Genomic DNA, 16594 nt, shown 5'->3' with positions numbered 1-16594 from the left:
CAGCGTATTATTTTTGTTAAAAAAGGTTAAAGTACCTCCTAACTAAAAAATTAGTTTTATTTTAGTCGTCTAACTAATCGTCTACTATGAAACGACATCTACTCTCACTTTGCATCCTTGTGATGATTTCTTGCTTTGCAAAGGCGCAAACAACCCATACCATTAAAGGGCGCACTATCGACACTGCTTCTACCACATTGCTTTCTGGAACTTCAATCGCCGTATTAAATGCGAAAGATTCTACTTTAGTAAAATTTACAAGATCTGCCGAAAATGGATCATTTGAAATTAATGGTATTAAAAATGGAAAATTTATCCTCTTGGTTTCATATCCTAAATATGCTGATTTCGTAGACTTTATAACATTAGATTCTACCAGGCAAGATGTAGATTATGGTAAAATAAACTTAACAGGGATGGCTAAAATCCTGGCAGATGTAATTATCAAAGGAAATAGATCTGCCATAAAAATCAAAGGTGATACTACAGAGTTCGACCCCAAAGCATACAATATAGAGCCCAATGCCAAGGTAGAAGACCTGATAAAACAATTTCCAGGCGTTCAAATTGATAAGGACGGTAAAATTACAGCGCAGGGTAAGGCTGTACAGAAGGTGTTGGTTGATGGTGAGGAGTTTTTTGGCGACGATCCCACGCTGGTTACTAAAAACCTAAGGGCAGATATGGTAGAGTCTGTACAGCTTTACGATAAAGCAAGCGACCAGGCAAGCTTTACCGGTATTGATGATGGCGAGAAGTCGACAACGTTAAATGTTAAGCTGAAGGAAGATAAAAAGAACGGATATTTCGGTAAAGTGCAGGGCGGTTATGGTACGGATGATTTTTATAACGGCCAATTAATGTTTAACAAATTCTGGGGCAAGAAAAAATTCTCTGCCTATGGAATTCTAGGAAACAATGGAACCGTTGGTCTTGGGTGGGATGACCGGGATAAATATAGCGGCTCTTCTGGACTAACCATGAGCGATGATGGCGGAATGTATTTCAGCATCAGCGGATCGGATGATTTTGATAGCTATGATGGACAATACAATGGTCAGGGGTTGCCTGTAGCCAGAACCGGTGGGTTGCATTTCGATAGTAAATGGAACAAAGACAAAGAATCGTTAAATACCAATTATAAAATCGGTGCCATTAGGGTTCAAGGTGATCGGAATACCATCAGCCAAAATAACCTCAGCACTGGCGTAATCAATAATCGGTCAGATCAATTCAATGATAATGATATGTTCAGGCAGAAGCTAGATGCAACTTACGAGATAAAATTAGACACAACTTTAACCCTAAAAGTTAATGTAGATGGAACGCTTAAGAATAGTAACACACTAAACACGTACAATACTTCGAGCACAGATGGCAACGGAAATTTGCTCAACAAAACCGACAGAACTTTAAATAATGAGGTAGATGATCAACAGTTTAATATGAATGCGTTGTTTTCGAAACGATTAAAAAAGAAAGGGCGTACACTTTCGCTTAATTTGAATCAGGAGATTAGAAAAAGTAATAGCAATGGTTACTTAAATTCTACCAATACCTTTTACGAAACAACAGGTGTAAGAGACAGTTTAATCAATCAATATAAGGTTAACGACATTACTAATAGCGCTTTCAGAACAAATCTGGCTTATACCGAACCCTTATCTAAAACGCTAACGGTTATTGTTAATTATGGTTTAAGTCTGATGAACGGACGATCAGACAGAAGATCTTTTAACCAATCGGCAGCTGGAAATTATGATGTTTTAGACGAAGATTTTAGTAACGATTATGAACTTAACCAAATCATTAACCAAGGAGGTGCAATCTTCAACTACAAAAAAGGGAAAACGATCGTCAACTTCGGATCGAAGTTTAGTGGTGTAAATTTCAAACAAAAAGATTTGTTTAATGATATAGCCTATAACAGAAATTTTATTAATTACATGCCGCAGGCCTCTTATCAATACCGCTTCTCTCAACAAAAGTCATTTCGTTTAAGCTATAACGGCAATACCAATCAACCTTCCTTAGATCAGATCCAACCAGTTCGGGTTAATACCGATCCATTAAATATTTCTTTGGGAAATCCAGATTTGAAACCATCTTTCAGAAGTAATGTTAGTGCCAGCTATAACTCTTATAAGGTATTAACCAATCAATCTATCTGGATAAATGGTTCCTATAGTTTTACCGCAAACCCGATTGTGAGTGATGTGGTTACGGATGCCGCTACCGCAAAAAGCACTTACAGATCGGTTAATATTACCGATAAAATGTCTAGCAATTACTACTTTTACTCACAAGCAAGTAGAAAAATAAAAGGTATAGATCTGAACCTTGGCCTAAGTTTAAGTAGCAATGGAAGCTCATCTTACAATTACATCAACAATGAACTAAATAACACCAAAAATTATACATACGAGGCTGGTATCAACCTAAATAAATATGTAGAAAAACAATATAGCTTCTACTCACGTTTTGGGCCAACTTATAATGTTTCGAGAGCAAGCATAGGTAAATTTGGTAATAGCGATGGTTGGGGATGGTCAGGCTACGCCTCTGGCAATGTGAAGCTTCCGGCAAAGCTAGAATTATCTACAGATGCACAATATGAATTTAGGGGAAAAACACAAACCTTTAACGAGAATTTCGAACGTTTACTCTGGAATGCATCGCTAACGAAAAAGTTCTTCAAATCAGAAAACCTTAAGTTCTCCTTATCGGTAAATGACATCTTAAATCAGAATGTTGGTTTCGATAGATCAGCCTATAATGGAAACATTACCCAAAGCAGTTATACCACAATTATGCGCTATTTTATGTTCTCGGTGATCTGGGATTTTAATAAAATGGGCGGCGGGCTTAAAACTCAAAAATAAAGAATCATGAAAAATACCCTCTTATACATTACGCTCCTTATTGCTACTCTAACCAGTAAAGCATTTGCTCAAAATGTCCATTTCGTACAAAATGGTGTAATTGAGTTCGAAAAACGATCTAATATGTACGCCTTGATCAAGAAAAAGATCAATAAAGACAATGAGTCTTATATGAATCAGGCGTTCGATGCGTACAAAAAGAATAATCCACAATTTAAAGCCACTAAAAGTACCTTAACTTTTACAAAAGGCAAAAGTTTGTACAAGTGGCCTGCGGTTGAAGAAACAGTAAGCAATAACTGGATTAGTGATGATGCGCTTGCCAATCTCAAAAATACCATCGCAACAGATTTTAATACCGAAACAAGCACCACACAAAAAAACGTTTATGAAGATGTATACTTGGTAAAAGATAGTACACGTAAAATTAACTGGAAGATTACCGACGAAACCCGAGATATTGCCGGGTACGAATGCCGAAGAGCGAATGCCATCATTATGGATTCGGTATACGTAGTTGCGTATTATTCTAACCAGATTGCGGTTTCTGGCGGACCAGAATCTTTCACTGGTTTACCTGGAATGATTTTAGGCCTGGCTTTGCCACATGAAAACGTAACCTGGTTTGCTACAAAAGTTACGGAAACTGCCGTACCTGATAAAGATTTATTGCCCCCCACAAAAGGTAAACCTACAGATAATAAGGGCTTAAAAGCAATATTACTGTCTGCAATGAAGAATTGGGGCGAGTACGCCCACCCAATCTTTAAAGCATTCTCCCTCTAGATAATACTTTTGGGCGATGTGCAAATGAATGTTGCATATCGTCCAAATCATTTTTTCTTACCTGCGATAGGTTAGTTCTCTCTAATCCATCATCCACTCATTCCGCTACTGCTTTAGTACTTTCCTGTGGAATATGAATAGTAATCTGCTTACCTTATATCCCGCCCTATTACGACCTGTATTGGCTATAAATCGCATTTTGGAAAACGTTTTCCTTGATCAGTAGTCGGTTTGAAGTGTATTAATCAAATACCTAATAATCAACAATATAAATCGTTATTAATGCGATTCATTTCAGTTTTGCTATTTCAATTTTAGAACAGATTTTCTTCGGTTTTAGCCGCAAATAACGTACACTTGTTAACACAGCAACCAAGTATAACGTACCGGCGCAAAATGAAACTGATTGTCAATGGTTTGATCTTTTTCAAAATCGCATTAATGGCTACCATCTAACATCCTATGGCGTGTGGCAAGTCAATATAAGCTGATTGATCGCCATAATTGTAGCAGCAGGTTTTATGGAAAATCCGTTAAAGCAATTACGATTAGGTTAACCCGAGCCATAAACAGACCTAAAGAAAATGGGTTAAGCCAAGGGTTGGTTATCAGTTGTAGCGATATAATAGCAAACTATTATAAACTTAATGTATACGATGAAGAGACCTTTTTTTTATACGCTGATGGTTGCTCTGCTTCTTCCATCATTCCTTATACCTGCATTTGGACAAATGAAGCTTTCTGAGCAATTGACACGTGCCGCGATGGATAATTTACTTCAAGACAGCACGGTTACAAAAGGCGCTACACGGTCAAATCAAGATTACAATATTGACCTGCTGTTAGCAGGCACTGCCGCAGTGTGGAGAAACACTGGCGAGGGCAGGTATTTCAGAAATATCCAGTCCATTATAGATACCTATTTGGAAGACAAAAGTAAAGGGAGCATTCAGCAACATTCAGACTTCCATGCAGAGATTCAGTACGGCAGGGCACTTCTGTTACTATACAAAGTGACAGGCCAGCAAAAATATCTATTGGCTGCCACAAATTTTTATAATCAGCTTCAGAAGCAATCTCGTACAAGTGATGGTCTTTTTGTAGGTAAAAGCAACTCTGCAGACAAGGCATGGGTAGATGGATTAGGTAACAATGTACCATTCTATACAGCGTATGCCCAACTTATGAATAAAGATGCTGCTTTTGATGATGTTGCTAAGCAATTCATACAAATTGAAAGAGATGCCAGGGATACAAAAACAGGTTTGCTTTACTACCGCAACACGGTGAGCAAAGAGCTGTCTTCAACTGGAACCACTGGCGACTCGCAAAAATTTTTGGCAGGCTCAATGGGTACTTATCTTACCGCACTGGTCGATGTACTTGATTATTTTCCAAAGAATCATCCCCAACAAAAGGAACTAGTGGCCATTTTAAATCGTGCCGCAACGGCAACAGTAAAATATCAAGATGTTAAATCTGGCGGTTGGTACAATGCCTTAAGCTTCCCACAGAAAAAAGGTAATTACCTGGATCATGCTGCCGCTGGCATGTTAGTATATGGACTAGCAAAGGGCGTGAATGATGGATGGCTTCCTCAGAAGTTTATGCTTGCTGCCACTAAAGGTTACGCAGGTTTAAAGGAATATGTGGTGCAGCATTCGCTTGCTGATCGAGCTCCAAATCGACCAGCTTCTAGCCTCGGTGTTAAATCAGAAAATAGTAATAACAGTGCCCGAGATGAAAACCAAAAGAAAAATAGCAACCATCCACAAGCTGCGGGTACCATTATCTGTGCCGCCGCAGAAATGGAAATTGCCGCGCTGCCAAAACCTGGAAAAGGATTGACGGTTACCGTAGATAATTTTTTCAATAATGAATTTACGAATGGCCCCACCGGCGAAAAAATCCCTTTTCATTATTTATGGAATGAAGATGACAACAATGGTTTTTCCCTGTTCGGCAAAATTTTTAATGATGCCGGTGTAATTACCAGCACCTTAAAATCTGCACCTACAGTTGCAAATCTATCTGCTTCTGATATCTACATTATCGTAGATCCTGATACTGAGAAAGAAACCGCAAAGCCCAACTTTATGAATGCAGAACATGCCAAACAAATAAGCGACTGGGTAAAAGCTGGCGGTGTGCTGGTTTTATTACTTAACGACGTGGGCAACTGTGAAATAAATAAGTTTAATGTGCTTCCAGAAATGTTCGGCATCCATTTTAATGAGGATAGCCGAAACAAAGTTCAAGGCACCAATTTTGAACAAGGTGCTCTTAAAATCCCGCCAGGAAATCTTATTTTTAAAACCGCAAGAAAGGTTTATATCAAGGAAATCTCTACAATTGTTGCTCAAAAGCCAGCAGTATCAGCACTTTCTGATGGTGGAGACACGATCATTGCGACAGCCAAATATGGCAAAGGAACCGTATTCGCTGTTGGCGACCCATGGTTTTACAACGAATACATCGATGGAAGAAGATTGCCTGCAGATATCGAAAATTTTAAAGCAACTAACGATCTGGTGAATTGGTTGATCCATCAAGTGCCGACTAACAAACAGCGTTAACCATGTTGATCTCCTATCGATTCTGAAACCATTAATTAAGCTATGAAACCCTTTTTAGACGAAAATTTTCTGTTGCAAAGCGAAACCGCAGAAAAACTCTATCATAATTATTCAAAATCTTTACCGATAATAGATTATCACAATCACCTTATTCCATCACAAATTGCCAATAATACCCAATTTGAAAATATTACTCAAGTTTGGCTTGCCGGCGATCATTACAAATGGCGAGCCATGCGGGCTAATGGAGTTGATGAAAAATACATCACAGGTAATGCAAGTGATTTCGAAAAATTCGAGAAGTGGGCAGAAACCGTTCCTTACACCTTGCGAAATCCACTCTACCATTGGACACACCTGGAATTGGAACGTTATTTCGGTATAACCGACTTGCTTTCTGGAAAAACTGCTAGGAAAATTTTCGATGAATGTTCTGCACAGTTGCAAACGCCAGCCTATAATGTTAGAGGCTTACTCGATAAAATGAATGTCGAAGTGGTTTGTACTACCGATGATCCCTTGGATAGTTTAAACTTTCATCAACAGTTTGCAAGTGAGGGCACTAAACTGAAAATGCTTCCTGCCTTTCGGCCAGATAAAGCCATGCATAGTGATGATGTGCAAGCTTTGAATGAGTACATTGATAAGCTTGAGGCCGTTGTAGACAAAAGCATTATTTCTTTCACAGATTATATTGATGCCCTGAAAAACCGTCACGACTACTTCGCTAAAAATGGTTGCTCGGTTTCCGACCATGGTTTAGAACAAATCTATGCTGAAGACTATACGATAAACGAGATTTCATCGATTTTTGCCAAGATAAGAGCCAAACAAAATATTTCCCATCATGAAAACCTCCAGTTTAAATCGGCAATGTTGGTTTTTTTCGCACAATGGGATCACCAGAAAGGCTGGGTACAGCAATATCACCTAGGTGCCTTACGCAATAACAATCAACGGATGCTCCGTCAGCTTGGGCCAGATACCGGTTGGGATTCCATGGGCGATTTTAGTCAGGCCAGAATGTTATCTAAGTTCTTAAATCGCTTAGATAATGAAAACCAGTTAACAAAAACCATTATCTATAATTTAAATCCTGCAGATAACGAGCTCATTGCTACTATGATTGGAAATTTTAACGATGGTTCTATTGCCGGAAAAGTTCAGTTTGGCTCTGCATGGTGGTTTCTAGATCAGAAAGACGGCATGATTAAACAATTGAATGCCTTGTCTAATATGGGCCTCTTAAGTCGTATGGTAGGTATGCTTACCGATTCGCGTAGTTTTTTGTCGTTTCCACGACATGAATATTTTAGAAGAATTGTCTGCAATTTGTTTGGCGAGGATATAGAGAATGGCGAATTGCCAAACGACTTAGAATGGGTAGGAAAAATAGTCCAGGACATTTCTTATTTTAATGCAAAGCATTACTTTAAATTTTAATCAATAGCATCAGCAACCTGTGGCAAATAACTGTTTTACGAGATAAAGGTGGCGCAGCAGCATAAAAAAATAATGAGCAACGAAATAGCAGCACAGACTATAAAGGGCAAAAAGGTTCTAACTTTTGGAGAAATTCTCCTGCGCATTTGTCCGGATGTAGATGGTTTATGGCTTAAAGAAAATCAGTTGCCGTTTTATGTGGGCGGAGCCGAGCTTAATGTGGCAACAGCTTTAGCACTTTGGAATATTCCATCAACTTATGTTTCTGCAATGCCAGATAATTCGGTTACAAGAGACATCGAAAAATACCTCAATACCAAGAATATAGATACTTCACAGATGATTTTTGGTGGCGACAGGTTGGGGCTTTATTATCTTCCAAAAGGTAAAGATTTAAAAAATGCAGGCGTAATTTACGATAGGGCGAATTCTTCTTATGCCAATTTGAATGTTGGTGAAATTAACTGGGATCAGGTGTTTGAAGGCGTAACCTGGTTTCACTTTAGCGCCATTTGTCCGGCCATAAACCAAGCTGTAGCTGATGTATGCTTAGAAGCATTGCGGGTTGCTACGCGGCTAAACCTCACAATTTCATTAGACTTAAACTATAGGGCAAAGCTTTGGAAATATGGTAAAGAACCTATTGATGTGTTGCCTGAATTGGCGCAACATTGCACACTTATTATGGGTAATGTTTGGGCAGCTCATAAAATGCTCGGCACATCCTTGCACCAGGATTTAGCGCACAACCACGGCTATGCAAAGGAAACGTTACTGCAACAAGCTGCAGATACTTCTCAGGAAATAATAAGTTTGTTTCCAGCATGTAAGGCTGTTGCAAATACTTTTCGTTTCGATAAAGGAAAGGGAATCAGCTATTATACCACTATTTATTGCGATGAAAAACTAACCAAATCTGAGGAATATATATCTGACGAAATTTTAGATAAAGTTGGCAGTGGAGATTGTTTTATGGCTGGATTAATTTACGGCTTTTATAGTAAGCTACCTGTTTCGGCAACTTTAAATTTTGCTACTGCCGCTGCCTACGATAAATTATACATTCCCAGCGATGCAACAACCAGCACCGTTGCGGATATACAAAAACGAACGATAAAACATGATTAGCAACAAACACAAAATTTTAGATGCCATTTTGGAGCAAGGCATGCTGCCACTTTTCTATCAGGATAGTGAAAGCGGGAGCGTAGAGGTATTACGTACTTTATATAGCGCCGGCATTCGCATCTTTGAATATACCAATCGCGGAAAATCTGCCCTGCCGAATTTTAAAAAGCTAAAAGAAATACGCGATGCCGAAATGCCCGATCTTTATTTAGGAATTGGAACCATTAAAACAGTTGCTGATGCCAATGCTTTTATCAATGCTGGAACAGATTTTATTGTTTCCCCAATTGTTAATCCTGCGGTAGCAGAAATTGCCAATAAAATAGGCATGCTTTGGGTTCCAGGATGTATGACGCCAACTGAAATTAGCATCGCACAAGAACATAAGGCCATGTTAATTAAAATTTTTCCTGCCAACATTCTGGGGCCAGAATTCATATCCTCCATAAAAGACTTATTTGCCGGACAACTATTTATGCCTACAGGTGGCGTAGAATTAGATGCCGATAACCTGAGAACCTGGTTCAAGGCTGGCGTTTGTGCCGTGGGTATGGGCAGCAAACTCATTAGTAAAGAAACTATGAATAAGGGGCTTTATGATGAGCTGGCAGATCAGACCAGACTAGCACTTCGATTAATTCAGCAAAGTAAGTAGCACCAATACAACCTAACCAAAATGAACCAATCAAAAATAGGCAATTACAGATGGACCATTTGTTTACTCCTGTTCCTCGCCACCACTATTAACTATTTAGATAGACAGGTACTTTCTTTAACCTGGACAGATTTCATTAAACCTGAATTTCATTGGGATAACAATGATTATGGAAACATAACAGCGCTGTTTTCTATATTTTACGCAATATCGATGCTTTTTGCCGGTCGTTTGGTAGATAAACTGGATACTAAAAAAGGTTTTCTGTGGGCAATTGGAGTGTGGTCTGTTGGTGCATGTTTACATGCTTTTTGCGGTATTGCTACCGCGGGCATCCTCAATGGAAATTGGCTGGTAGACTTCGACGGCGCCAAAGAAATCATTGCCCAGGTAAATGATACAGGTATGGTGGTATCTGTAAGTGTAACGCTGTTTATCTTTGCAAGACTGGTTTTAGCTATTGGCGAGGCGGGGAATTTCCCTGCTGCTATTAAGGCTACAGCAGAGTACTTTCCAAAAAAAGACAGGGCTTTTGCTACGAGTATTTTCAACGCTGGCGCAACTGTTGGTGCATTGGCGGCGCCTATTACTATTCCTTTTATTGCAAAGGCTTATGGATGGGAAATGTCTTTTATTATTATTGGCGCATTAGGATTTGTGTGGATGGGATTGTGGGTATTTGTGTACAACAAGCCAGAACTCCATAAAAGAATTAGTGCAGGGGAGTTAGCCTACATTCAGCAAGATCTGATTAATGACCGTAAATTGGCAGATTATGTTGAAGAGACCAAGGAAAAGGTTTCTTTCGCTGCTTGCTTTAAATACAGACAGACATGGGCATTTGCTTTCGGTAAATTTATGACGGATGGCGTATGGTGGTTCTTTCTGTTTTGGACACCTGCTTACCTAAAGTCTGTTTACGGAATGGATTCTACCCAGAGCGCTTTACCACTTTTTGTATTATACCTCATTACTTTACTTTCTATTATTGGGGGTTGGTTACCAACTTATTTCGTCGATAAAAAGGGGATGAATCCTTATGAGGGACGCATGCGGGCGATGTTAATTTTTGCCTTCTTCCCATTATTAACATTGGCAGCACAACCTTTGGGTTATATCTCTTACTGGATCCCGGTTATTATTATCGGTATTGCCGGTGCTGCACACCAGGCTTGGTCGGCCAATATATTTTCTACAGTTGGCGATATGTTTCCTAAAAAAGCAATTGCAACAATCACCGGAATTGGCGGGATGGCGGGTGGCGTTGGCGCTTTCATCATTAACAAATGTTCGGGTCTTTTATTCGATTATACCGGGAAAAGTCAAGTGGAGTTTATGGGCTTCAAAGGGGAAGAAGCAGGATATTTCATCATCTTTTCGATTTGTGCTGTCTGTTATCTAATTGGTTGGGTGGTGATGAAAGCCCTTGTGCCGAAATATAAAGTTATCGAACTGGCATAACCAAACTCCCATCGTTTTTCCAAGCGAATATTGTATTCTTTCGTGGTGGTAGCGGTAATTACGACCTTAATAGGCTATTATAGGTATTGCCTAAACCTGGCTTTACAGTGCCAACAAATTGCTACCTTTGCCGCATGATCGAAATCATTTTAAAAAAGGGAAAAGAAAGGGCTGCATTACAAAGGCATCCCTGGGTATTTTCTGGTGCTTTAGAGAAAGTAAAAGGCAAGCCCGAAGATGGAGATGTGGTAAAGGTTTTCGCTTTTGATAAAGAATTTCTAGCCTATGGGTATTACAATAGTAACTCTCGTGTGGCCGTTCGTTTATTAGAGTGGGATGAAGCTCAAAATATCGATTATCAATGGTATCAAAACAGATTACAGCAAGCCATTGCATCTCGCAAATTTATTCTCGGGCCAGAAACCAACACTTGCCGTTTGGTTTTTAGCGAAGCTGATTTTCTGCCTGGTTTGATTGTAGATCAATATGCAGAATTTTTATCATTGCAAATCTTAAGTTCGGGCATAGAGAAAGTTAAAAGTGATATCGTTGCTATTCTGAGAGCAGAATTACAGGTTAAAGGTATTTTTGATAAAAGTGATGCTACAGCACGTACGCACGAAGGCTTGCCTGTTGAAAATGGTTTGCTTTGGGGAGAAAACCCACCAGAATTTTTAGCAGTTAAAGAGAATGGAATTACTTATAACATCAACATAGCCGAAGGACAAAAATCTGGCTTTTACTGCGATCAACGAGATAATAGGAAGATTCTAGCCGCCTATACTCAAAATAAAAAGGTATTAGATTGCTTCAGTTACAGTGGCGGTTTCAGCTTAAATAGTCTGGCGGCGGGCGCAGCCCAGGTTACTAGTGTAGATAGCTCTGGCTTGGCAGTAGAGACATTGAAGCAAAATGTATTGCTAAACGGTTTCGATGACAAAAAAGTAGCCACTATCCAGTCTGATGTAAATAAGCAGCTTCGTGCCTTTAAAGAATCAGGCGAAATATTCGATGTGATTGTGCTCGACCCTCCCAAATATGCGCCTTCGAGATCTGCTTTAGACCGTGCCGCCAGAGCATACAAAGACTTAAATCGCTTAGGCATGCTGCTCCTTGAAAAAGGCGGGTTATTGGCAACATTTTCTTGTTCAGGAGCAGTTGATATCGAAACCTTTAAACAGATTATTGCCTGGGCTGCATTAGATGCTGGTAAAGAGGTGCAAATTATTAAGCAGTTTTGTCAGCCCGAAGATCATCCCGTTAGGATCTCTTTCCCAGAAGGAGAGTATTTAAAAGGATTACTGCTGCGGGTTTTATAAACAGCATTTCAGTAATCCGTATTTTTAAGAGTAGATGTCTTCGAAATAACTTACAATAAGCGATTTCATCAACATCTCTTGTTCTAACATGGTATATGGTGGTATGGCTTTAATCAGTTTCCAGTGTGGCCAGCCATCCTGGTCTAATCCTTCTAGTTCATAAAAGCCCATTTCGCTTAGCAGCCTGCAGGTAGCAATATGCATCAACTCTTCCTTTTGCCGTTTGCTGTATTTTTTTGGTCCCTTGCCCAGCTCCTGCACCCCAATTAAAAAAAGCATAACTTTAATGTCTGGCGTATCCGAATCAAATTCTGATGAGATTTTCGTCTGCAACGCTTTCCACTTGGTATTAATCTCCGACGGTTTCATGCCCCAAAGATACGTTAAAAATCACGCTTGCTTTGCATGTAAGCCTCCAGTTAAATAGCCACATTAAAGTTAAAACTTTGGGCATTTATATTTTTCAGCGCATATAAAAATTAAATTTAATTACATTTATAACATATGAATACAGATCTGAATACAACAATTACGGTAGGTTTAATGGCTTATGGCATGTCTGGAAAGGTTTTTCACGCACCTTTCGTTACTGCGCATGATGGGTTCTTTTTAAAAGCTATTGTTGAACGTACGCAGCAAAATGCCGTTAAAGATTATCCGGGAATTGTGAGTTACAGAAGTGTGGCGGAACTGGTGAACGATGAGCAGATTGATTTAGTGATTATCAATACACCTAATAATTTGCATTTTGAACATGCAAAGTTAGCCTTATCGCATCACAAACACATCTTGGTCGAAAAGCCTTTTATGGCTACAGTTGCGCAGGCTAAAGTGCTTTTCGATTTGGCAGACCAGGTAGGTAAACAAATTTTCTTTTATCAAAATCGCCGTTGGGATAGCGATTTTGTATCTGTTAAAAAGGTTTTAGCCAGTGGAAAATTAGGTAAACTGGTAGAGATGCACATTCGTTACGATCGATATAGAAGCACAATTGGTCCGAAAGCTTTTAAAGAACAGGCTGTTGAGGCCAGCGGGTTGCTTTACGATTTAGGTCCGCATCTGTTAGACCAAGCCATTAGCATTTTTGGAAAACCACTAAGCTTTACCAAAGTGCTTGGTAAAAACAGGAATAATACGGCAGTAGATGATTATTTTACAATTCAACTCAATTACGCAAACGACATAAATGTATTCTTAACAGCCAGTTTATTGGTCGTGAATCCGCAAGCCTCTTTTGTACTGCATGGTACCGAGGGAAGTTTTATTAAGCAAAGAGCCGATACGCAGGAGGAGCAACTCTTAGCAGGTAAGAAACTTGGCGATCCGCAGTTTGGTATCGAGCCGGCTGGTAAGGAAGGTTTGCTTACTACCATTGATGGGGATGGAAATAAAACTGAAACAATTATTCCTTCAGAAATTGGAGATTATTTACCGCTTTTTGAGGCCGTTCATCAAGCGATTGTAACAGGTGAAAAATATCCTATCTCTCGTGAAGATGTAATTGCTCAATTAGAGATTTTGGAAGCCTAATGCCAGTCGTTTAGCTATTGTTTAAGAGAAGTTTATTTAACGCCGTACCATGAATGCATTGCCGCTAGCCTATTTAGTTCCTATTTTTTTATTAACCCTGTATTTCATCCTGCGGAAGAAAAAACCTGCCATTACGCCGCTAACGGATACAGATAAAAAAATTTTAGATGATTACGTTGGCTTCTATCATAATTTGGATTCTACTGAGAAATTGAGATTTGAGCAAAAAGTAGCTGAGTTTTTTAGTACAGTAAAAATAGAACCTGTTGGCTTGGAAATGACTACACTTGATGAGCTCCTGATTGCTTCAAGCGCTGTCATCCCTATTTTCGGTTTTGGAGATTGGCAGTATAAAAACTTAACTAGTGTATTATTGTATCCAGATACTTTTGATAAGGATTTCCAGTTTGAAGGCGGCGATCGGAAGATTATGGGTATGGTTGGCAGCGGCTTCATGAACGGACAAATGATTCTTTCTCGATCGGCATTGCGCCATGGCTTCTCTAAAAGTGCCGGGAAGGAAAACACGGCCATTCATGAGTTTGTACACCTGCTAGATAAATCTGATGGTGCAACAGACGGTGTGCCAGAACACTTAATGGCGCACGAATATACTTTGCCGTGGATTAAGATGATGCATGAGGAAATGGTGAAAATTGAAGATAATAAATCTGACATTAATCCTTATGCAATTACTAACCAAGCCGAGTTCTTTGCAGTGGTATCGGAGTATTTTTTCGAAAAGCCAGAAATCTTAAAAGACAAGCACCCTGATTTGTACCATGCACTTAGTCGCATTTTCGCACAAAATCCTATATCTGAATAACATGCTACTGAAGTTCATTAAACTATCGTCGCTCTTTTTTTTCTCTTTTCTAACCCTTAATGCAGGGGCGCAAAAGAAATATGTGATTAAGCAAAATTTCCCCATTGGGAAGAAATATGATATCACGCTAGTTTCCGACCAGGTGATCAATCAGCAAATCGGCGGACAAAAAATAAACATGACTCAAACCATCGGCACTGATTACACTTTTGATATCCGAAATGGCGATCAATCTGAAAAAAACATTGAAGTGGTTTACAAACGCATTTTCATGAAATCGCTAGGAATGGGCAATACTATGGCTATGGATTCTGATGATCCTGACACGACAAAATTAAACTCGTTTAGGGGATTGAAGGGTGCGAGGTTTAACATGGTAATGCTCCCCGATGGCGGTATTCAATCGCTAACTGGTATAGGAGAAATGGTCGACAACATGGTTAAAAAAATGAATCTCGATTCTGCTAAATCCAGCCAGATGAAAGCCATGCTTAAACAACAGTTTAGTGCCGAAGGGATGAAACATACCATGGAATCATCATTGAAGATTTATCCCGAGCAACCTGTAAAAGTTGGCGATACCTGGACTGTTGATACAAAGATACAGCTGACCATGCCAGTAGAGACCATTACAAAATATACCCTTAAAGACGTAAAAGGAAATACCGCCTACCTTAACATCAATGGTACGTTGGTTTCTAAAGGGGAATTTTCAAGTATGGGCAATAAAATACAAACCAATCTTACAGGAACTAACGCAGGCGATGCGGAACTAGACCTAAAAACTGGGTTAATTACAAAAAGCCATTCAAGGATAGAGCTCGTAGGTAAGTTAGAAACCATGGGCACGAACATCGATTTCGAACTTCAGGGAATCAATAAAATCACCGCACAGGAAACTCCCCAAGAAGGCATTAAATAGCTTTTGTAAAAGCTTAGCAGGATTACAAGCTACCTGTTAATGCCACTAAAAATTCTGTCGGAATTTCAATGTGCGGAATGTGTCCGCAGGCCTCAAATTCAATAATTTTTGCTCCGGGTATTTTTGCAGCGGTTTGTTTTCCAAGCAGTCGATACTGTCCGTGTATCGCCTGTTGGTCTGGTGTAAGCAGCGCTTTACCCACAATTGTTTTATCCTCTTTGCCAATAAAGAGCACCGTTGGTACCCGAATGTTTTGAAATTCGTAAACCACTGGTTGTTCATAAATCATGGTGAAAGTCATTGCTGCAACCTTTGCCCACCTGGGGTAATCTGCACTATAGGTAACACCGCCAGCAATGTTAACCAGGTACTCGTATTCAGGTTTCCAATAGGTAAAGTAAGAGCCCTGGTAGTATTTACGTACACTTTCTGCCGTAGTTTTCAATTCTGTTTTATATTGTTGCTCGGTAGTTACATAGGGAACAAATGTTTTATAATCTTCTAAACCTATCGGATTTTCAAGCAACAATTTTTCAGTTTGATTAGGAAACATCAAAGCGAAACGTGTAGCCAGCATCCCGCCCATGCTATGCCCTAAAACCACAGCCTTTTGTACACCTAAAGTATCTAATAGTTGTTTATTCCAATTGGCCAGTTGATGGAAACTGTAATGAATATAAGCTTTTGAAGATTTACCGAAACCAATTTGATCGGGCACAATAACCCTGTAGCCAATTTTAGTAAGTGCCGTAATAACATTTCCCCAATAATAGCCTCCGAAATTTTTACCGTGGAATAGTATCGCCGTTTTTCCATTGTATGCACCCACTGGCGAAACATCCATATATGCCATTCTTAGATCTTGCCCCTCAGTATGTATAGAGAAAAACTTTATGGGAGCAGGATACTTTACATTTTCTAAGGTGATGGATAAAGTATCGATTTTTTGAGCAATAGTTTTTTGAGCGATAAACAGGCTAAGTGCCAACAATAGGAAATATCTCTTCATCAAAAGTTAATAAGGTGAAAAACGAATGGGAGCAAGGTAAACTTTTACCCATTAGTT

The 16594-nt window shown here is 39.4% G+C and carries 13 protein-coding genes; 11 read left to right on the top strand and 2 right to left on the bottom strand.

What is annotated here, in order from left to right:
- Positions 1-86: 86 nt before the first annotated feature.
- The 8 genes from OQ268_RS03035 to OQ268_RS03000 all read left to right on the top strand — a co-directional run bounded on the left by OQ268_RS03035 (position 87) and on the right by OQ268_RS03000 (position 12250).
- Positions 87-2882, top strand: coding sequence for an outer membrane beta-barrel family protein (locus tag OQ268_RS03035; protein ID WP_265854589.1), 2796 nt, complete (start codon positions 87-89; stop codon positions 2880-2882).
- A gap of 6 nt (positions 2883-2888) precedes the next feature.
- Positions 2889-3668, top strand: coding sequence for a GLPGLI family protein (locus tag OQ268_RS03030; RefSeq protein ID WP_265854588.1), 780 nt, complete (start codon positions 2889-2891; stop codon positions 3666-3668).
- A gap of 656 nt (positions 3669-4324) precedes the next feature.
- Positions 4325-6244, top strand: a complete 1920-nt coding sequence (locus tag OQ268_RS03025; protein WP_265854587.1) for a glycoside hydrolase family 88 protein — start codon at positions 4325-4327, stop codon at positions 6242-6244.
- 42 nt (positions 6245-6286) lie between these two features.
- Positions 6287-7687 (top strand): glucuronate isomerase, encoded by a 1401-nt coding sequence (gene uxaC / locus OQ268_RS03020; RefSeq protein WP_265854586.1) that lies wholly within the window; start codon positions 6287-6289, stop codon positions 7685-7687.
- A gap of 72 nt (positions 7688-7759) precedes the next feature.
- Positions 7760-8815 (top strand): sugar kinase, encoded by a 1056-nt coding sequence (locus tag OQ268_RS03015; RefSeq protein WP_265854585.1) that lies wholly within the window; start codon positions 7760-7762, stop codon positions 8813-8815.
- Positions 8808-9470 (top strand): bifunctional 4-hydroxy-2-oxoglutarate aldolase/2-dehydro-3-deoxy-phosphogluconate aldolase, encoded by a 663-nt coding sequence (locus tag OQ268_RS03010; protein WP_265854584.1) that lies wholly within the window; start codon positions 8808-8810, stop codon positions 9468-9470. The genes OQ268_RS03015 and OQ268_RS03010 overlap by 8 nt, the downstream gene beginning before the upstream one ends.
- 21 nt (positions 9471-9491) lie before the next feature.
- Complete coding sequence (locus OQ268_RS03005) at positions 9492-10931, top strand: MFS transporter (protein WP_265854583.1); 1440 nt, start codon at positions 9492-9494, stop codon at positions 10929-10931.
- Positions 10932-11065: 134 nt separating this feature from the next.
- Positions 11066-12250, top strand: a complete 1185-nt coding sequence (locus OQ268_RS03000) for a class I SAM-dependent rRNA methyltransferase (protein ID WP_265854582.1) — start codon at positions 11066-11068, stop codon at positions 12248-12250.
- A 24-nt stretch (positions 12251-12274) separates the two neighbouring features.
- Here the strand turns inward: OQ268_RS03000 and OQ268_RS02995 are convergent, their stop codons facing one another.
- Positions 12275-12619 (bottom strand): hypothetical protein, encoded by a 345-nt coding sequence (locus OQ268_RS02995; protein WP_265854581.1) that lies wholly within the window; start codon positions 12617-12619, stop codon positions 12275-12277.
- 135 nt (positions 12620-12754) lie between these two features.
- Here OQ268_RS02995 and OQ268_RS02990 point away from each other — a divergent pair, with 135 nt between their 5' ends.
- From OQ268_RS02990 to OQ268_RS02980, 3 genes are read left to right on the top strand one after another with little or no spacing between them, the layout of a single operon-like run.
- Positions 12755-13780, top strand: a complete 1026-nt coding sequence (locus tag OQ268_RS02990) for a Gfo/Idh/MocA family oxidoreductase (protein WP_265854580.1) — start codon at positions 12755-12757, stop codon at positions 13778-13780.
- A 49-nt stretch (positions 13781-13829) separates the two neighbouring features.
- Positions 13830-14606: a M90 family metallopeptidase gene (locus OQ268_RS02985; RefSeq protein ID WP_265854579.1), complete on the top strand. Its 777-nt coding sequence runs from the start codon at positions 13830-13832 to the stop codon at positions 14604-14606.
- Position 14607: 1 nt separating this feature from the next.
- Positions 14608-15528 carry a DUF6263 family protein gene (locus tag OQ268_RS02980; protein WP_265854578.1) on the top strand — a complete coding sequence of 307 codons (921 nt, stop codon included), beginning with the start codon at positions 14608-14610 and terminating at the stop codon, positions 15526-15528.
- A gap of 22 nt (positions 15529-15550) precedes the next feature.
- Here the strand turns inward: OQ268_RS02980 and OQ268_RS02975 are convergent, their stop codons facing one another.
- Positions 15551-16537: an alpha/beta fold hydrolase gene (locus OQ268_RS02975; protein WP_265854577.1), complete on the bottom strand. Its 987-nt coding sequence runs from the start codon at positions 16535-16537 to the stop codon at positions 15551-15553.
- Positions 16538-16594 lie beyond the last annotated feature (57 nt).

Source organism: Pedobacter sandarakinus (genome assembly GCF_026240095.1).
Classification (GTDB): domain Bacteria; phylum Bacteroidota; class Bacteroidia; order Sphingobacteriales; family Sphingobacteriaceae; genus Pedobacter; species Pedobacter sandarakinus.
This window is presented reverse-complemented; position numbering and strand designations above follow the sequence as displayed.